This is a genomic window from Burkholderia sp. AU6039 (assembly GCF_002223365.1).
Lineage (GTDB): Bacteria > Pseudomonadota > Gammaproteobacteria > Burkholderiales > Burkholderiaceae > Burkholderia.
The window spans coordinates 783,382-801,437 of the sequence record NZ_NKFK01000005.1 but is presented as its reverse complement, the minus strand read 5'-3'; the positions used below and the strand labels follow the sequence as shown (position 1 = coordinate 801,437).

Below are 18,056 nucleotides of genomic sequence, written 5' to 3'. Positions count from 1 at the left end.
AGGCCGGTGGCGGCGCGTTGATGCGCCGACGGGCTCCGGGTGGGTCGATGCGGTTGGGTGACAGGTTAGCAGCGGCCGGTTACGCGGCGCTTGTGGTTTTGTATGGGCTGTTGCTGCGTCGTCACGCGGCGTCGGGCCAGCGGTAGCCGATCACCTCGTTCAACGGGTACGCGAGTTCGCGCACTTCTTCCAGCTGATTGCCGCCGAAGAGATACACCTGTTCGTCGTCGTGGCGCAGGTAGAAACCGACATGCCCTTTCCAGCTCGCGGGATCGTCGCGCGTCAGGATCGCAATGCACCCGTAGACGGGGCGCTCCAGCGGCCGGCCCCATTCGAGCCACGAACGCGCGAGCGCCGAGCCCGTGCCGCGAATGCCCGCGTGCGTCATGCACCAGTTGACGAAGGACGAACACCAGGAAATCTTGTCGTCGTAGCCGACCAGGTTCGTCTGGTTGTTGTATTCGACGATGCGCGGGTTGATGCTGCCGGGCGGATGGCGGCGGATGCCGAGTTCGGCCATCGCGACAGGCATCCACGGCGGATGGGCGGCGTCGGGTTTTCTCTCAGGGTTGAACGGGGTCACGTCGTTCTCGGGCGAGTGTGTTGTGCGGTCAATCTTCGCATGAATGCGACGACTGGGGCACCCTGCTTCCTTGTGATTTCCTTTCGATCCGCTCGTATCATATCGGCAGCCTCCTCGACCTCCCAAGCTGCCATGCGCATCACGCCCCTGCCGCCCCTTCAGTGCCTCATCGCGTTCGAAGCCGCCGTGCGGCATGCGAGCTTCACGCGCGCGGCCGCCGAGCTGCACCTGACCCAAAGCGCGATCAGCCGGCAGATCCAGCAGCTCGAGGAATTCCTCGGCCGCTCGCTGTTTGTGCGCGAGCATCGTTCGCTGCGGCTGACGATCGCCGGCGAGCAATACGCCGCGCAGGTGCACCATCTCCTCACGCAATGCGCGGAAGCCACGCACGATGTGATGAAGCCCTATGGCGACCTCGAACTGACGATCGCGTGCTCGTCCGGTGTGGCGCTGCTGTGGCTCACGCCGCGCCTGCCCGAGTTTCGCGCCAACTATCCGGACATCAAGCTGCGGCTGATCGTGCGCGACGGGCTCGCGTCGATGTCGCCGGCGGAGTTCGACGTGGGTGTGTACTACGTGCGCCAGCAGGCGCCCGCCGAATACACCGCGCGCCGCCTGTTCAACGAGGAAGTGTTTCCTGTCTGCGCGCCCGGCTATCTGGCCGGCCGCACGCTCGACGCAGCCGATCTTGCGAACGAGACGCTACTGCGTCTCGAGGATGGCCAGCGCCAATGGATGTCGTGGTCCGAATGGTTCGACCAGAACGACATCGACCGACAGAAGGCACGGCCGCAGGACATCATCATCAACTCGTATCCGCAGATCGTGCAGATGACGATTCTCGGCCAGGGCGTGTCGCTCGGCTGGCGCTACATGATCGACGCATGCATCGAGGCCGGGCTGCTCGTGCGCGTGACGGAAGCATCTGCGAGCCACGGCGGTGGCTACTACGTGATCTCGCCCAACGACCGCGCGCAGAACCACGCCGCACGCCTGTTCACACGCTGGCTGTTCGAACAGGCGGAGCGGCAGACGGCGCCCTGACCCATCCGAAACGCAACGCATGCGCCCAGCGCATGCGTGCATGCAAATCTTTCGTTTCAGAAAAAAATCGCGCTGTCCTTAGCATGGGTTCACGCGGGGCAGCCGTCCCGTCTTCTGATTCCGATAGAGGAAGAGACCATGCAAGGAACGCTTTCCCCGCGCGCCGCGCCTGCCGTCGATGCGGCAGTGCAGCAGCGTCGCCGCGCCATCGTCGCGACCGTGATCGGCAACGGTCTCGGATGGTTCGATTTCACCGTCTACAGCTTCTTCGCGGTCATCATCGCGAAACTGTTCTTTCCGACCGGCAACGAACTGACGTCCGTGCTGCTGACCGTCGCGACGTTCGGCGTCGGCTTCTTCATGCGGCCCGTCGGCGGCATCGTGCTCGGCATCTACGCCGACAAGGTCGGGCGCAAGGCCGCGCTGTCGCTCACCATCCTCATGATGGCCGCCGGCACCGCACTCATCGGGCTCGCGCCGACCTACGAACAGGCCGGTATCGCCGCGCCGCTGCTGATCGTCGTCGCGCGGCTGCTGCAAGGCTTCTCGGCCGGCGGCGAGATGGGCGGCGCCACCGCGTTCCTCACCGAATACGCGCCGCCGGAGAAGCGCGCGTACTACTCGAGCTGGATCCAGTCGAGCATCGGCTTCGCGGTGCTGCTCGGCGCCGCGACCGGCACCTTCGTCACGACGTCGCTCGACACGCAGGCGCTGCATAGCTGGGGCTGGCGGCTGCCGTTCCTGCTCGGGATCATCGTCGGGCCCGTCGGCTACTACATCCGCAGCCATATCGACGAGACGCCCGCATTCAGCGCCGTCGAAGCGCAGGCAAAAGAAAGCTCGCCGCTGAAGGCAGTGCTGTCCACCTACCCGCGCGAGACGTTCGCGAGTTTCTCGATGGTCATTCTGTGGACCGTCTGCACCTACGTGCTGCTCTTCTACATGCCGACGTATTCCGTGCGCACGCTGCACCTGCCGCAATCGACCGGTTTCGCGGCCGGCATGGTCGGCGGGCTGATGATCATGTGCTGCTCGCCGATCGTCGGCCGGCTCGCCGACGTGTGGGGACGGCGCGTGTTCCTGTCCGGATCGGCGCTCGCCATTTTCGTGCTCGCGTGGCCGATGTTCGCGTGGATCAACCATGCGCCCGGGTTCACGTCGCTGATCGTGTTCCAGGCCGTGTTCGGCGTGCTGATCGCGACCTACACGGGGCCGATCCTCGCGGCGTTCGCCGAACTGTTCCCGACCAAGGTGCTGTCGACCGGGCTGTCCGTTGCCTACAACTTCGCGGTGACGATCTTCGGCGGCTTCGCGCCGTTCCTGATCACGTGGCTCATCGCCCGCACCGGCAGCAACATGGCGCCTGCTTTCTACGTGACGCTTGCGGCGGCCGTCAGCTTCATCGGCACGCGCTTCGTGAAGGACGCCAAGCGGGCGGCTTCCGTCAATCGATAAGGATCTCTATCCATGACCATTACCGTGCTGCAAGGCGGCAACGTACTCGATCTCGAACGGGGCGTGCTGCTCGAACATCATCATGTCGTGATCGACGGCGAACGGATCGTCGAAGTCACCGATCGGCCGGTGGATTTTCCGAATGCGCAGGTGATCGACGTGAGCGGCAAGACCGTGATGCCGGGGTTCATCGATTGCCATGTGCATGTGCTGGCTTCGAATGCGAATCTCGGTGTGAATGCGACGCAGCCGAATATTCTTGCCGCGATTCGGTCGTTGCCGATTCTCGATGCGATGTTGTCGCGTGGGTTTACCAGCGTGCGGGATGCTGGGGGCGCGGACTGGAGTTTGATGCAGGCGGTCGAAACCGGGCTGGTGTCGGGGCCGCGGATTTTTCCGTCGGGAAAGGCGTTGTCGCAGACCGGCGGGCATGGGGACTTTCGGCCTCGCGGGGACTTGCTGGAGCCTTGTTCTTGCTGCTTCAGGACGGGGGCGATTGCGCGGGTGGTGGACGGGGTCGAAGGTGTGCGGCTCGCCGTGCGCGAAGAAATTCAGAAAGGCGCGACGCAGATCAAGATCATGGCGTCAGGTGGCGTGGCTTCGCCGACCGACCCGATTGCGAACACGCAGTATTCGGAGGACGAGATTCGGGCCATCGTGGATGAAGCCGAGGCCGCGAATACTTATGTGATGGCGCATGCGTATACGGGGTGGGCGATTGCTCGGGCGGTGCGCTGTGGGGTTCGGACGATCGAGCATGGGAATCTCGTGGATGAGGCTGCGGCGAAGCTGATGCATGAGCATGGCGCGTTTGTGGTGCCCACGCTTGTCACTTATGACGCGCTGGCCAAACACGGCGCGGAGTTCGGGATGCCGCCAGATTCGGTGGCAAAGGTGGCTTCCGTTCAGCAGAAAGGACGCGAATCGCTCGAAATCTATGCGAACGCCGGCGTGAAGATGGGGTTCGGGTCGGATCTGCTCGGGGAAATGCACGCATTTCAAAGCGGAGAGTTTCGGATCCGGGCGGAGGTGTTGGGGAATCTGGAAGCGCTTAGGTCAGCAACTACCGTCGCGGCGGAGATCGTCAATATGCAGGGGCAGCTTGGGGTGGTCGCCGTGGGGGCGATCGCCGACCTCGTCGTGCTGGATGGGAATCCGCTTGAGGATATCGGAGTCGTGGCCGATGAAGGCGCGCGGGTCGAGTATGTGTTGCAGCGGGGGGCGCTTGTGAAGCGGCAAGCCGGTGGGCGTTGATTTGATGATTTGACGCCATTCGGCTGTTTCGGCAGGCGCAATGTGGCCTCACGGGCCTTGCAGTCGTGACAGTTGTTGAAGGTGGCTGGAGGTGTGAGTCGCGGCGTTTGCGGCAATGGCCGGGGCGGTGTCGCCCCGGCAGTCAGTCGCATTCGGGAAACGCCTGCATTCCACTCGCTAGGGCCGCATCAAGCGGCCCTTGCAGGCGTTATAGCGTCGACGGTCCGCGGTCAAGATCGTGGTACGGCTGCTCTCGCAACGCCAACTGGCTGTAATCCGGCGTGATCGTGATCTGCCGGGTCGCGTAGTTGGCGTCCACGTATACGCGGTCGCCAGGCTTGAATCCGAAGATCTTGAAATCAATGTCGATCGCCTTCATCCACGGCAGATACGGCCAGCCTCGCTTGGGAAGGTCCGGGTAGTTGCGCAGGACCAGCTCAAACGTCTTCTGCATGTTGACGGGTTTGTTCTTTCTACGACGTGGCTTAGTATTGGCGTCAGCCATTTCCGACTCCTGTGGAGAGTTGGTGGTGGTCAGCGGGTCGTATGGGTTGCCGCCCATGCGGCCCGCGCTTTTTTGATGCCTTGGGTTTCCCCTTTTTTCTCCCCTCTTCGCTGGGTCTTGTTGGGCAAGACGGCTTACGGTCGACCATCGGGGCGGAGGGGGTTGCGGTCAAACTTCAGATGGTGAGAAGCGAGGCTTCAGGACCAGTGTAGTCGGGCTGGCATCTCAGAAATGAGGTAATTGGGGGAACTAGCCGTTTGGTAGAGGGACGAGAGGGTAACGCGAGACACTAAGCTGTACTAGTCCAAACTGACTGACACAGACCATCAGATGAGTTCTGATTTCCGGGACGCCGCTTCCACCAGCGGCTTCAACTCGGCGCCGCAACTTAGCATGAGAATCCGTGAGTTTGCAGATTGACAAACTGCTATCCTGAGCGGCACTGACTGCATCCGGCCAGCACCAGATGGCCGACCACCAAGCATTTAAATACCCAAACGAGCCATCCAATGCCCCCAAAGAGCCCATCCGAGTTGATCAGCGATTTTCTCGGCGATTTAAATAATTCACAGAATCTAAATTTACGCAAAGCTCTATCGGGAGATTACTCTGAAGTCGGCAAATTTTCTCCTATTGGCCAATATTTCATAGACGGCGATGAATTATTATTCATCACAATTTTACCAAGCGTGGCTCAACTCTTGGATGCCGGCGAATTCGGAAAGGATCTCGTTGAATTTAAAAAAAATAAAATTTCCACAGAAATTGAAAGGCATTACACCAATTTTAATAACCAAACAATTGATCAAGATAGAGAAATAGCCCTAATCGAATACAAAGAAAAGATTCTTGAAAACCTATCACTTAAAATGCTAGAGGAGGATGCGAATTCCGTATTCCACAGCGCAATTCTTCCAGAAATCAAAACCCCCTCTGAAAATCAAAGCGAAAGGAATTATTTTTACGCCCATCTCCTTGGGATTGCATACGAAAATCTTTCACAGCAATCAGACATCAATAAAAAATACAATCGAACAGAACACAAAGAAAATTTAATATATAAATATTATAAAAATATCGATATCGATATCGCAAAACATGATCAACAATTTAGAAAATATGACCTCTATTCTGTGGACGATGACTCTGAAATATTTGTGGCACTACCATCGAGAATAATCGACAAAAAGAATAACCTCCAATTCATTGTTGAAATGCAAGAAGCGCTCCTTCAAATGTTGATCGACTCCAAAGAGAGGGGCCATGTTCAGGATTTGGCATTATTGGCTAGATCTCAAAATCCCATTGAGTCAGATCAGCGCATATCCATTCTCTTGGGAACACATCAAATCCCGGCCGCCCCTAAAATTCAGGATATTTTCCAATATAATTTTCCACATGTCGTGCAGGATGTAATTGACTCTCGGTTAGTTTCAGAAGATAAGTTATTCTTGTCCGAGGTGATTTACAAATTTCACGAGATTGGCTGCGGCGATTCGGTTTGGGTTTTTTCGAATGAAAATAGCGTTGAATTTGAAGAAATTCTCGAAAACCCTGAAATTCTTGACGACTGCGTTGTCACTCAAATGATTCACTTGGAATACGTAATTGATGACGGAAGAGTAAAAATATCTCACATCGATCACGAATATTTATTCTATAGCTATGAAGAGTTTGATCGAAGACTCGAGGACTACAACCAGAGAGCCGGCGCAAAAAAAGAATTAAGACCTTCAAAGTTGATCGTTCCAAACTCCCATTAGTACTTGAAGACGGAACTTTCTCCCTCTACACTGTTTTGGATGCTTACTTTACAAGATCCTATTTCCTACAAGAATTCTTGGTGCAGGGGTGTGGGTTTAAGGATGTTGTCGAAATGGTTAGGCAAGTCAAGGAAAGTAAGCTCCCATTTTATTCTTGATTTGATCCAGGATAACTTTAAGATAACTCGGCTGCTTCAACGAGGTTTTACCGCGAAAGATATTGAAGCGACCGTAATGGAGGGCATCCGCTTCCGGTCTGGACTAATGCCGCAAACCGGTTATGAGCGTTTCGATTGAGTGCCGATTCTAAAGATCACTCGAGCTAAGGGTCTCCCGCCGACCATCACGGCCGCTCTCAGCACTGGACATTAGAATCAGCATCACCTTAACGATCACCCTCAGAAGCTAACCAGCCCAGATTTTTCGACGAACGGCACGTGTTCTGTGCCGTTGCCAATACTCAATCTAGCAAAATCACCAATTCAAGCGCGTAGCTTCCGCCGCCTCCGGATTCAGGGAGATTTGAAATCCGTGTCGAAGGTTTGGCGTATAAGCTCCTTAAGCTCAATCACTCGAACTACTGTCGGGTACTCGCCCCCTTCATCGTTTTCAATATCGTGGATTTCCCACACAAATGGAATATCCGTCTCCCTAATCTTGCCAAAACAAGTGAACGAATCCCGAACAGGATTATTCACGTCAACATTCACCTCCCATGCAACTATGTAATCAACAACAGCAAGCGCATGATTGAACGGACCGAAATTATTAAATTCGTACTTATACTCCACCGCCTGAATATTTTCAGCCTTCAATGGATTACTTGAATCAGGATCAATATAAGCCAAACTATCGATACCTTGCGTCGAGAAGGTTATAATTTGCCTCCAATATTCCCGATAATCAGAATCCACTGGAACAAAATAACCTAGCATCGCATAGAGCACCCCAACCAAATACTCCTCACCCGGGAGTGGAGACAAGAACAAATGGCGCTTCCCAGAAAGGTCCTCGATTCTAAATCGCTCTCGGCGCTTTAGATTATTTCTCGACTCATTTAAAATTTCTATTTGTTCATTCAGAAGGTTCTCAGAACTTTCCCGTCTAAGCCGAGAGACCAATTCGAAAAATATCTTATCCTTCGTCCTTTGCGCATCCAGAAATTCCTTTACTTTCTTAATAAATTCCGGATCAGACAGCGTATCGTAAGCCTTCTTGCTTAATGCATTTCTATTTGTGACTAGATCAAAGTCGCCGTCGATGATGATAGCGTAATGACTAGGACTATCCCCCTCGGAGAGAATCGAGTAATCCTCCAGCGACAACAGAAGATCCAGATATTTGCATATCTTTATCCCCTTTACCGATACAAATACCCCACGATGATCACTCAATTTAATACCGGACTTGCTCTGCCCCTTTCTTGCGAGATTTGAGTATTCCTCATGTGCTCGACGATTTCCATCGACCGAAAACACAATCGAGTATTTGTTACCACCAACCGAAAATGATTTAGCTGATCGACTAAAAAATCGACCATCTCGAAGTCTCGAAACCTGGGACGGCGTCTTAACATTAACATCCGCATCCATCGTATCAAGATAGGGATAACCAAATGGGATCGAGAAGAGCTTTTTATTGGAGAAAACACTAAAATTTGCTGCCGCTGGTTGCGCAATCTGCGCGATTTGATTAGCAGTAAAGCCTTGATCAGCAGTTATCTTCCGAATATCGCCATGGCGCGTATAGAATCTAATGTAATTATACAAGTAAGATTCCGGAGCCTTCGCATTCATGGTGAAATATTTTCCGAAGTTCTCAGTATCAAGGCCTCCAATTATTATAAGAGTTCCGGTTCCAGTTTCTGGCGACGCCGTAAATTTCTCAAGTGCTTCCAGCGCCTTAGATGTAGCCGATGATACGGTCCCTATGAAGCCCCGAATCTCCTCCGATATATCAGATGTTTTAGTTGGGTCGATATCGTAATCTACATCAAGATTGTTTCTAGGATTTTCTACAATCTTGTAATTCCATTGATTGGATTTTTTAGATATTTTAGATGCCACAAAGATTCTTGCACACGCGAAGCATAATTTCGAACCCTGACACTTGTAACCAATCGCGTCGCCCTTTTTTTTCGTGGATTTCCCAATCGAAAAAAATGCTTCCCAGGGAGTTATTCCATTTATCTTCTTGTCAGTACTAAGCCCCTCACCATCATCGAAAAATATAAATCCATTCGTATCCTGCAAGGCGGCATAGAGCAAATTCTTCGCGTTCGCATCATAAGAATTGGAGATAAGCTCCCGTATAACTTCACACGGGTCATTTCTATTTACCGACAATTCCCCGAGAACATGCTTAAACTCAATCGATGGCTTCACTTTTTATCCATTTATAGAAATGTATTTTTATCAACTGCCCACAGGACTACGCGCAATCTCTACCCACTCGAAACAAGCCGCATTGCCGCCCTCGCCTCCTATTTGAAATTTGACTGACAACACACTTTACTGCCAGCGCAACTAGCATCGCAAGGCCCACAACGCCAGATCCAAAAAAGATCTTGGCTCGGAGTCGCAGTCAAACTTGCTAGCGATTCTCACGGAGAGCGATAGCAGCGTTCCCATCATTCGACCTCGTGAACAGCCCATCCGGCCTGAGTGGCATCCCGTTATCGGGAACACTGCTCTGCATGCCCCCGTCTGCCCGGAAACCCTCTCACCGTAACCCGCCCGACGACCTTAACCAACCTTGCCTTCACCTCTGCCGTATATTTCTTATGCAGATCCGCCCGATCTTCCATCGCGGCCGGCCAACCTCCGTCGCAACCTACTCCCGATAAACCAAATAAGGAACCTGTCGGCGACTCAACAACCTGCGCTCCCACCTCGGCAATGACGGCGACAATCAATACCACCCCGGCCCCTTCAATCTGGAAATGCGTTTCATTTCTATAAACGCCACCAAATCCCGCGCCGACAAACAAAAACGGCCACCGTGACCCCACGGCAGCCGCCCCTCAGAAACGCCCCAATCCCCAACCGCAAATCGACCGTTATTCATCCACCTTAAAAGCCGACACCAGCCGGGTCAATTCCGCCGCCTGCTGCTTCAAACTCTCCGCCGCAGCCGCGCTTTCCTCGACCAAAGCCGCATTCTGCTGCGTCATCTGATCGAGCGACTGCACCGCATCCCCGATCTGATCGATCCCGGCACTCTGCTCCAGGCTAGCCTCGGCAATCTCGCTCATCATCGCGCTAACGCCTTGAACCTGGGAAACAACATCACTCATCACCTTCCCCGCCTCACTCACGAGCCGCGACCCGGCACCCACCGTCCCCGCGCTATGCTCGATCAGCGATTTGATCTCCTTCGCCGCCTGCGCACTACGCTGCGCCAGATTCCGCACCTCCGAAGCGACAACGGCAAACCCGCGCCCCTGCTCCCCCGCCCGCGCCGCCTCCACCGCGGCATTCAGCGCCAGAATATTCGTCTGAAACGAAATACTGTCGATCATCACGATGATCTCGGAAATCCGTTGCGAAGCGTCACTGATCTGCTCCATCGTCGTCACGACCTCGCCCACCACCTGCCCGCCACGCGCCGCCGTATCCGCCGCGCCGTTGATCATCTTCGCGGCCGTCGTCGCCGTCTCGGTGTTGTTGCGCACCACGGCCGTGATTTCTTCCATCGACGAAGCCGTCCGCTCCAGGTTGCTCGACTGCCCTTCGGTGCGTTCGCTCAGATCCGCATTCCCCGAAGCAATCTGCGCCGACCCAGTCGCGATAGAAGCCGAAGCCGCCCGAATCCGATGAACGAGCGTCGACAGCGACGACACGAACCGGTTGAACGCATCCGACAGTTGCCCGATCTCGTCCTCGCTCTCAACCGTCATCCGACGCGTCAAATCGCCCTGACCGCTCGCGATCTCCGACAACAGCGTCGCCGCACGACGAATCGGCGCAGCAATCGCACGCCCCACCAGCCAAATCACGAGCAACGCAACCCCAAGCCCCACCACCGCCGCGACCAGCGCTGCGCTGCGGATCGCACGCGTCACCGGCCCGAGCAGTTCGGCCTGCGGCACCTGAACGACCACATACGCATTCAGCTCCGGAATGAACGACGTCGCGATGAAGCGTGCGCCCCCTTCACCCTCATAGCTCAGATACGCATACGGCTTGCCCGCAAGCAGCGTCGACGACGCATCGCCCGGCAGGCCCGGCTCATCCTTCAGAAAATGCTTGCCGTCGATCAGCGACGTATCGCGATGCATCATGATCGCGCCGTCGGGACGCACGAGATACGCAAACCCGGTGTCACCGATCCGGTAAGCCGAGATCCCCTTCGCGAGCGCATCGACGGACAGGCTCATGCTCGCCGCGCCGATCGGCACGCCGTCGAGTTCCACGCGGCTGTTGATGAACATCATGTAGCCGCCGACGGTCACCTCGCGATCCATGTTCACGTCGTACGCCTTGCCCGACGACAGGAAGCTGGTCAGCCACTGATCTTTGTCAGTGACCTTCCGCTGCAGGCCGGCTTCGTTGTAGTAGTTGCCGCTCTTCACCGACACCCACTGCACGGACGCGGCCTTCTGCTCGTCCTTCACGTTCTTCGCGAGCTGAATCCAGTTACGCGTGCCGGCATCGGGTTCGCCATCGGCTTCCCATTGCAGCAGGAACGCATCACGCGCGAGAATGCGCGACGCGGCGATCGGGCCGGCCATCTGGCGCTGCACGTCGGCGCGGATGCCGTTCAAGGCGGTCGGCAATTCTTCGCGGACGACGCGATCGCGCACCGCGTTGCCGATCAGACGGACGCTGAGCCCGCTCGAAATCGCGACGAACACGAGCAGGCAACTCGTCATGCTGAGAATCAGCTTGTTCTGAATGGAAAGCTTGCGCCAGAAATGCATGGGGAACCCTCGATAACCGCTCGGTCTGAGCCAGATTGGGTTATCGGCATGCACGCGCAGAACCGCATCGCTGATTTCAGATAGCGATCATTCGAGATTCGTTATGTTGTTGACGGGTGGGCATATGCGGCCGCCTATATGTGCGGGAACAACGCAAATACAACGCGCCGATCAGTACGCAACGAAGATCGTGACGCGCCGGTTCCTTGCCCTTGAAGCAGCATCGTCGCCCGCAACAAGCGGCTGCGTATCGGCCCGCCCGATCGCCGCCAGCCGATGCGGCGCGACACCGCGCTCGGTCAGGTAGCGCACCACACTCCCCGCCCGCGCCGACGAAAGCTCCCAGTTCGATTCGTATTTCGCGTTCGCGATCGGCACGCTGTCGGTGTGGCCTTCGACGAGGATGTCGCCGGTTGCATGCGCGCTCAGTGCCTGCGCGATCTGATTCAGCACCGGCGACGAATCCGGCAGCAAACGCGCATCGCCGACATTGAACAAAATCTTCGCGTCGATACCGATCTCGACGCCGTGCGGCGCCTTCACCAGCGAAATGCGCCCATTCGACTTCAACGAATCAAGCAACGCGAGCCACGGCGGCGCAGGATCGGACTTGGCGGCATCGACAACCGCAGCCGCTGCACCACCCGCCTGCCGCGCCAACGTCTGATACCGCGCATCGAGCGCGTTGTATTTCGCGAGCTGCAGCACATACAGCGCGAGAAACAGCACCATCAGCGTCGTGATGAGATCCGCGTACGAAATCAGCCAGCGTCCGGACTGCGCGCCTTCTAGTTCGTCATCGTCGCGATCGGCGGCGGATGCGCCGTCAGTTCGAGCCGTCATGCTGTCGGAAATCCGGGTTCGTCATACGGTACAGGTGCAGATACACGCAGGCACAGAGCGAACGACCATCACGCCAGCGTTTCCGCCGCCCGCCCGCGCACATCGCCGGTCAACCGCGTTTCGATCGTATGCGGCGACTCCTTGCGCGAGATCGCGAGCAAGCCATCGAGATACAGCTTGCGGAACCGCATCTCGCTGTCGATCTGCGCGCGCAGCTTGCCGTACAGCGGCAGGAACACGAGATTCGCGAACGCGAGCCCATACAGCGTCGCGACGAATGCCATCGCGATGCCCGGCCCGAGCTGCGCCGGCTCCAGAATATGGCTCGTCACCTGCACGAGCCCGAGCACCGAGCCGAGAATGCCGAAGGTCGGCGCATAGCCGCCGGCCTGCTGCCACACGCGCACGGCGGCGAGTCGGCTGCGTTCATACGCATCGAGTTCGCGCTGCAACGCGTCTTCGAGCACGGCGGTCGATACACCGTTCGCCAGCAGTTCGAGCCCGCGGCGCGCGAACGGATGGATACCGCTCACGTCCATCGATTCGAACGCGAGCAGCCCGTCGAGCTTCGCGCGGTCGCCCCATTCGAGCAGGTCTGACAGGTTCTTGCGATCGACCTCGCGTGCCCGCACGAACGCGAGCCGCAATTGCTTTACCGCGTCGAAGAAACGCGCCCAGGTGTTCTGGATCATCACCGCGCCGAGCGTGCCGCCGAGTACGATCACGAGCGCCTCGAACTGGAACAGCATCGAGAAATGCCCGCCTTCCAGCGCGAAACCGAACACGATCGCCGCACCGCCCAACAGCACACCGGCCAGGGTCAACAGGTCCATGCGCGTCTCCTCGTCATGCGTCCGATGCCGACGCGACAGGCACAGTGCCCACCGCCGGCGACTTCGCCGCGCGCACGGCATCCAGCACGCGCTGCTCAATGTCCTCGATCTCGACCGGATCGAGCTTGAGCTCACGGCGCATCACCCACGACACCTCGTTGCGCCGCGCCTCGGTCATCACGGAGAACAGCTTGTCGGCCACCGCGCGATCGTCGAGATTCGCGATCAGCTTCGCGAGATCGTACGTATCGAACGCGCTGATGACGTCGAACAGCGTGCGCTGGTCGATCGACACGAGATCCTCCAGCGCACGCACCTCTCCACGTCGCGCGTTGCGTCGCGAGAAGTACGTCACGCCCTTCTGTTCGACGTAACTGAGCACCTTCGATTTGCGGAACGCGAACAACTCGTCGGCAATCTCGCCGTTCGACAGTTTGTTGAGCAGCATCGTCTTCTCGACACCGATCAGCGCTTCGAGATCGGCCAGCTCGATGAGTTCGAGTTCGCTGTTGATCGACAGGTCGAGATCGTGATCGGCCACCTGCTGCGCGCGATCGATCACGCGCGCCGCGTCGAACGTGACGACCTGGCGTGCATCCGACGACGCCGCATAGTCGACCGCCCCGCCCGCATGGTCCGCCTGCGCCGCTTCGATCGTGACGAGATTGAGCTTCTCCATGCGTCGCAGCATCGCGAGCACGTGCGGCCGCGAGTGGCCGGCAATCGCGCGGCATTTGCGGATCACGTCGGCGAGCGGCACCGAGGTTTCGGCCGCGTGGGCCTGCATCGGCCGGCGCGCCCAGGCGTCGCCGCCATCGCGCGCTTCGGCGCCCGCCATCAGCGACAGCACATGCGCATACGACAGCACGCCCGGCATGAAGTCGGCATGGGTGTAGGTGGCGAGCTGGTCGTCCTTGCGCTTCACGCGGCGGATCATCGTTCGCACGATGTGACGCAGCAGCGCCGACACACGCTCGATTTCCTCATCGAGCATGCCGGCCGGCACGACCGTGAGCTGACAGAATGAAAGTGCCTTCGCGGTATGGGCACGCGGCTCGGTCGCGAGCAGCGCCGATTCACCGAAGAACTCGCCGCGGCCGCGTGTCGCGACGACGACGCGCTTGTCGTCGCATCGCGTCGACAGTTCGACCTTGCCGTCGGTGATCAGAAAGATGACGGGCTCGCCCGCAAAACCCTCGGAGTAAATGATTTCCCCGGGCGCCGCTGTACGCGTCCACGATTGCTGACGATTCACGTCGATTCCCCTGCTGCGCTGATTTTTTCGGACTGCGCGTCGCACGTCGAAAGCATGTGATCGCGAGTCATCCCCGTGACTCGTTTACGTCAGCGTGCTCAACATCCTTTAGGGGATTCGTCCTCGTTTCGAACCGAAATCAAGGTAAAACGTTTGCGAGTCGCGCAGCCACAGCGGAAAGTTCATTTCAATGCCTGCGCGTGTAGTGCAATTGAAAGCGCGGGGCGAACCCGCGCGTCAGAACTCCATGTCGAGTTCGTCGATGTCTTCGTGCTCCGCCTTCGCCGCATCGATCCATTCCGTCACGAACGGATGCGCGAGCACCTGCATGCAGTACTCGGCGATATCGGGTTCCAGTTTCACGTCGTAGGTCAGGAAGCGCGTGACGACCGGCGCATACATCGCGTCGGCGATGCCGATCTCCGCACCGAACAGCCAGGGGCCGCCGTACGCGGCCAGGCACTCGCGCCAGATCGTCACGATCCGCTCGATGTCGTGCTGCGCGCGCGACCAGATGCGGAAGCCGGGGAAATGCGCGCGCAGGTTCATCGGCAACGCGGAGCGCAACGCGCTGAAACCGGAATGCATCTCGCCGCAGATCGACCGGCAATGCGCGCGGGCTCGCCGGTCTTCCGGCAGCAGCCGCGCCTGCGGCCGGATTTCGTTCAGGTATTCGGCGATCGCGAGCGTGTCCCACACCGTATTGCCGTCGTGGGTGAGGCACGGCACGAGAATCGACGGCGACAGCAACAGCAACTCCGCGCGCGACGCGGCGTCGATCGGCACGCTGACCGTCTCGAACACGAGGCCGCTCAGCTTCGCGAGCAGCCAGCCGCGCATCGACCACGACGAGTAATTGCGGCTGCTGATGGTCAGCGTCGTCTGTCCTCCGGTGACTTCCATGTCGCTCCCCTGTTCAAAACCGTTCGTGCCCCTGCACCGAAACAGACGCCATGTGGCGCCACCCGCACCATGCCGGTGCCGCGCATTCGCCGAACTGGCGCAGCGCAGCACGCTGTCGCGTCACGTGCCGCACGACAGGTCGGCCGGGCAACGCATCACGTGCGGCTGCCGTGTGTCACGTGCCGCCTGCGTCGCCGCGCCCCGGAACCGCGTGCAACGCGCGTGCCAGCCGCAGGCTGGCACATCGCTTGCCTCGTTCCATGCAACGCGGCACAACGAGCGACAGCCATGAATCTGCTTGCCTATCCGTTCTATCAATGGTCTGCAGAATGCACGCGCCCGGCGCGCGCATGGGCCGCCGCTACCCGCGCGACGATGTCGCTGTGGCCGCCCGCCACCGCGACGCCGACCGGCCGCATGCTCGACGCGCTGTGCGAACTGCTCGAATGCTGCGCGTTCTCGCATCGGCGTCCGCCGTTCGGCATCGCGTCGATCGTCGTCGACGGCGAAACGGTGCCGATCGTCGAGGAAGCCGCCGCGGGCACCCCGTTCGGCACGCTGCTGCATTTCCGCAAGGCGCGGCCGGTGGCGCGCCAGCCGCGCGTGCTGATCGTCGCACCGATGTCCGGGCATTTCGCGACGCTGCTGCGCGGCACGGTGCAGACGATGCTCGCCGACCACGACGTGTACATCACCGATTGGCACAACCCGCGCGACATCCCGCTGACGGCCGGACGGTTCGGCTTCGACGAATACGTCGCGCACGTGATCGACTTCATCCACCAGATCGGCCCGGATGCGCACGTGCTCGCGATCTGCCAGCCGACCGTCGCCGCGCTTGCAGCAGTTTCGTTGATGGCGGCCGGCGGCGATCCAGCGCAGCCCGCGAGCCTGACGCTGATGGCAGGCCCGATCGATTGCCGCGTGAATCCGACGAAGGTCAACGCGCTCGCGACGAGCCAGCCGATCGAATGGTTCGCGCGCAACCTGATCAGTGTCGTGCCGGCGGGCTTCGTCGGGGCGCAGCGCTGCGTGTATCCGGGCTTCGTGCAGGTGGGCGCGTTCATGTCGATGAATCCCGATCGTCATGCGGCGTCGTTCGCCGACCTGTATTACGAGCGCGCGAAAGGCGATCCGGCGAAGGCCGACACGCTGCGGCACTTCTACGACGAATACTTCGCGACCGCCGATCTCACCGCGGAGTTCTATCTGGAAACGGTCGAGAAGGTGTTCCAGCAATACGCGCTCGCGCGCGGCGAGCTGACGGTCGGCGACCGGCTCGTCGAACCGGCAGCGATTCATCGCACCGCGCTGTTGACGATCGAAGGCGAGAAGGACGACATCTGCGCGGTCGGCCAGACGGTGGCCGCGCAGGAGCTGTGCTCGGGGTTGCCGCCGTACCTGAAGACACACCATGTGCAGACGGGCGCAGGCCATTACGGCGTGTTCAACGGCAGCCGCTGGGAAACGCAGATCTATCCGATCGTGCGCGCGACGATCCACGACAACGAGCCATACGATCGCACTGCCGATGCAGACGGTCGCGCGGACGGCACGCACTACGTCACGCTGCGCGCGCTGCTCGACGCCCGCGCAACCGCGCACGATGCAGCGACCGACACGCAATCGCAGCTCGCCCACTGAAACCGGACGGCGCTGAAAATGAAACGCCCCGCCGTTGATGGCGGGGCGTGCGTTGCTGCAGTGTTCAGATGATGCGCGAGGGAGCGGCCTCGCGCGTCAGCCCGCGTTACGAACAGGCCTTGCCGTGCGATGCGTGGTAGCCCTTCGCCTTCGCGTCGGCTTCCGACATGTAGCTGCCGTGCTTCGTCTTGCCGTAGTACTTGTCGGTCGAGCAGTGGTAGACCTTCGTACTGTCATTGGCCCATACCTTGCCCGCGCCGCCGCCCGGCGCTGCCGCCGCGGTCGTCGCTGCCGCGCTCTTCGCCGGCGCGGTGCCCGATGCCGGGGCTGCGGAGGCTGCCATGGCCGGCGCTGCGGCCGGTGCGCTCGCGGCTGCCGCCGACGATGCGCCGTACCAGGTCTTCACACCCTTATGGCCGGCGCATGCGCCCTTCTTCGATGCGCCCGAGTAGAACGAGCCGTCCTTGCACAGACCGGTCGTGCCGGCCGGCGCGCTGGCCGGAACCTGCGCGAACGCACCGATCGACAACCCCATGCCGGCGACCAGCGCGGCGATCAACATCGTCTTTTTCATAGTCCTCTCCTGATTTGCCTGAATGAAGCATACGTTCCGGGTAGTCCCGGGAAAGTCGCGGTTACCGCACCCAGCGGCACACGCGATGGTGGTGATGATCGAAATGACACACACGGTGCGAATGCGCTTCGGCCAGTGCCGGAGCAAGGACGGCACATGCCACTGCGGTGGCCGTCAGGATCTTCGCGATGCGCTTCATGAAACTCTCCCGGGTAACTCAACCGGTGATCCGGCTGGTACTTCCTTAACGCCGGTCGTCGACTCGCCGTGCACCGCATCCACGCGCAATTGACGATCTTTGACATCGCGGCGCCGTCAACGCAGCGAAGCTGACGAATGTCTTTCTTTTCTTTCCGGATCTTCAGCTTCGCGACCATTCGGAATTCGAAAGAATGTGAAGCCGGGAAAGCGGTTCGCACGGAAACCTCCGTGGAACGCGCAAGAAAAAACCGCCACGAAGGCGGTTTGTCACAAACAGG

Annotated in this window: 15 protein-coding genes; 5 read left to right on the top strand and 10 right to left on the bottom strand. The window is 58.9% G+C overall.

The window, feature by feature from the left end:
- Window positions 1-121: 121 nt before the first annotated feature.
- Window positions 122-532, bottom strand: a complete 411-nt coding sequence (locus CFB39_RS21405) for a TIGR02594 family protein (RefSeq protein ID WP_089428115.1) — start codon at window positions 530-532, stop codon at window positions 122-124.
- Window positions 533-715: 183 nt separating this feature from the next.
- Between CFB39_RS21405 and CFB39_RS21400 the strand changes: the two genes are divergently transcribed.
- From CFB39_RS21400 to CFB39_RS21390, 3 genes are all read left to right on the top strand, one after another.
- Window positions 716-1,627, top strand: coding sequence for a LysR substrate-binding domain-containing protein (locus tag CFB39_RS21400; RefSeq protein WP_089474354.1), 912 nt, complete (start codon window positions 716-718; stop codon window positions 1,625-1,627).
- 138 nt (window positions 1,628-1,765) lie between these two features.
- Window positions 1,766-3,082: an MFS transporter gene (locus tag CFB39_RS21395; protein ID WP_089474353.1), complete on the top strand. Its 1,317-nt coding sequence runs from the start codon at window positions 1,766-1,768 to the stop codon at window positions 3,080-3,082.
- Between the two features lie 12 nt (window positions 3,083-3,094).
- Window positions 3,095-4,336, top strand: a complete 1,242-nt coding sequence (locus CFB39_RS21390; RefSeq protein WP_089474352.1) for an amidohydrolase family protein — start codon at window positions 3,095-3,097, stop codon at window positions 4,334-4,336.
- A 208-nt stretch (window positions 4,337-4,544) separates the two neighbouring features.
- On the opposite strand, the gene CFB39_RS21385 is transcribed toward CFB39_RS21390, so the two are convergent.
- A complete protein-coding gene (locus CFB39_RS21385; protein ID WP_089429160.1) occupies window positions 4,545-4,841 on the bottom strand; it encodes a hypothetical protein in 297 nt (98 codons plus the stop codon).
- A 509-nt stretch (window positions 4,842-5,350) separates the two neighbouring features.
- Between CFB39_RS21385 and CFB39_RS39565 the strand changes: the two genes are divergently transcribed.
- Window positions 5,351-6,604 carry a hypothetical protein gene (locus CFB39_RS39565; protein WP_144030298.1) on the top strand — a complete coding sequence of 418 codons (1,254 nt, stop codon included), beginning with the start codon at window positions 5,351-5,353 and terminating at the stop codon, window positions 6,602-6,604.
- Window positions 6,605-7,116: 512 nt separating this feature from the next.
- Here CFB39_RS39565 and CFB39_RS39560 read toward each other — a convergent pair.
- From CFB39_RS39560 to CFB39_RS21360, 6 genes are all read right to left on the bottom strand, one after another.
- Window positions 7,117-8,988, bottom strand: a complete 1,872-nt coding sequence (locus CFB39_RS39560) for an ATP-binding protein (protein ID WP_144030297.1) — start codon at window positions 8,986-8,988, stop codon at window positions 7,117-7,119.
- A 674-nt stretch (window positions 8,989-9,662) separates the two neighbouring features.
- Window positions 9,663-11,525, bottom strand: a complete 1,863-nt coding sequence (locus tag CFB39_RS21380) for a methyl-accepting chemotaxis protein (protein WP_089474351.1) — start codon at window positions 11,523-11,525, stop codon at window positions 9,663-9,665.
- Between the two features lie 171 nt (window positions 11,526-11,696).
- Window positions 11,697-12,368, bottom strand: a complete 672-nt coding sequence (locus CFB39_RS21375; RefSeq protein ID WP_089474350.1) for an OmpA family protein — start codon at window positions 12,366-12,368, stop codon at window positions 11,697-11,699.
- A 68-nt stretch (window positions 12,369-12,436) separates the two neighbouring features.
- Window positions 12,437-13,201 carry a flagellar motor protein gene (locus tag CFB39_RS21370; protein ID WP_089474349.1) on the bottom strand — a complete coding sequence of 255 codons (765 nt, stop codon included), beginning with the start codon at window positions 13,199-13,201 and terminating at the stop codon, window positions 12,437-12,439.
- Between the two features lie 13 nt (window positions 13,202-13,214).
- Window positions 13,215-14,456, bottom strand: a complete 1,242-nt coding sequence (locus tag CFB39_RS21365; RefSeq protein WP_089474348.1) for a cyclic nucleotide-binding domain-containing protein — start codon at window positions 14,454-14,456, stop codon at window positions 13,215-13,217.
- 237 nt (window positions 14,457-14,693) lie between these two features.
- On the bottom strand, window positions 14,694-15,359 hold the full coding sequence (locus CFB39_RS21360; RefSeq protein ID WP_089474347.1) for a glutathione S-transferase family protein: 666 nt from the start codon (window positions 15,357-15,359) through the stop codon (window positions 14,694-14,696).
- A gap of 288 nt (window positions 15,360-15,647) precedes the next feature.
- Between CFB39_RS21360 and CFB39_RS21355 the strand changes: the two genes are divergently transcribed.
- Window positions 15,648-17,003: a polyhydroxyalkanoate depolymerase gene (locus tag CFB39_RS21355; RefSeq protein WP_089474346.1), complete on the top strand. Its 1,356-nt coding sequence runs from the start codon at window positions 15,648-15,650 to the stop codon at window positions 17,001-17,003.
- A gap of 106 nt (window positions 17,004-17,109) precedes the next feature.
- Here CFB39_RS21355 and CFB39_RS21350 read toward each other — a convergent pair whose 3' ends face one another.
- Window positions 17,110-17,577, bottom strand: a complete 468-nt coding sequence (locus CFB39_RS21350; protein ID WP_089474345.1) for a DUF3761 domain-containing protein — start codon at window positions 17,575-17,577, stop codon at window positions 17,110-17,112.
- A 61-nt stretch (window positions 17,578-17,638) separates the two neighbouring features.
- Window positions 17,639-17,776, bottom strand: coding sequence for an HHHH-motif protein (locus CFB39_RS40310; RefSeq protein ID WP_167347852.1), 138 nt, complete (start codon window positions 17,774-17,776; stop codon window positions 17,639-17,641).
- Window positions 17,777-18,056: the final 280 nt, after the last annotated feature.

Bases quoted from the DNA above. Each gene is read 5' to 3' on its own strand.
- CFB39_RS40310 (WP_167347852.1), bottom strand. From the start codon at position 17,776: ATGAAGCGCATCGCGAAGATCCTGACGGCCACCGCAGTGGCATGTGCC.
- CFB39_RS39565 (WP_144030298.1), top strand. From the start codon at position 5,351: ATGCCCCCAAAGAGCCCATCCGAGTTGATCAGCGATTTTCTCGGCGAT.
- CFB39_RS21360 (WP_089474347.1), bottom strand. From the start codon at position 15,359: ATGGAAGTCACCGGAGGACAGACGACGCTGACCATCAGCAGCCGCAAT.
- CFB39_RS21395 (WP_089474353.1), top strand. From the start codon at position 1,766: ATGCAAGGAACGCTTTCCCCGCGCGCCGCGCCTGCCGTCGATGCGGCA.
- CFB39_RS21390 (WP_089474352.1), top strand. From the start codon at position 3,095: ATGACCATTACCGTGCTGCAAGGCGGCAACGTACTCGATCTCGAACGG.
- CFB39_RS21380 (WP_089474351.1), bottom strand. From the start codon at position 11,525: ATGCATTTCTGGCGCAAGCTTTCCATTCAGAACAAGCTGATTCTCAGC.
- CFB39_RS21355 (WP_089474346.1), top strand. From the start codon at position 15,648: ATGAATCTGCTTGCCTATCCGTTCTATCAATGGTCTGCAGAATGCACG.
- CFB39_RS21385 (WP_089429160.1), bottom strand. From the start codon at position 4,841: ATGGCTGACGCCAATACTAAGCCACGTCGTAGAAAGAACAAACCCGTC.
- CFB39_RS21370 (WP_089474349.1), bottom strand. From the start codon at position 13,201: ATGGACCTGTTGACCCTGGCCGGTGTGCTGTTGGGCGGTGCGGCGATC.
- CFB39_RS21400 (WP_089474354.1), top strand. From the start codon at position 716: ATGCGCATCACGCCCCTGCCGCCCCTTCAGTGCCTCATCGCGTTCGAA.
- CFB39_RS21350 (WP_089474345.1), bottom strand. From the start codon at position 17,577: ATGAAAAAGACGATGTTGATCGCCGCGCTGGTCGCCGGCATGGGGTTG.
- CFB39_RS21405 (WP_089428115.1), bottom strand. From the start codon at position 532: ATGCCTGTCGCGATGGCCGAACTCGGCATCCGCCGCCATCCGCCCGGC.
- CFB39_RS21375 (WP_089474350.1), bottom strand. From the start codon at position 12,368: ATGACGGCTCGAACTGACGGCGCATCCGCCGCCGATCGCGACGATGAC.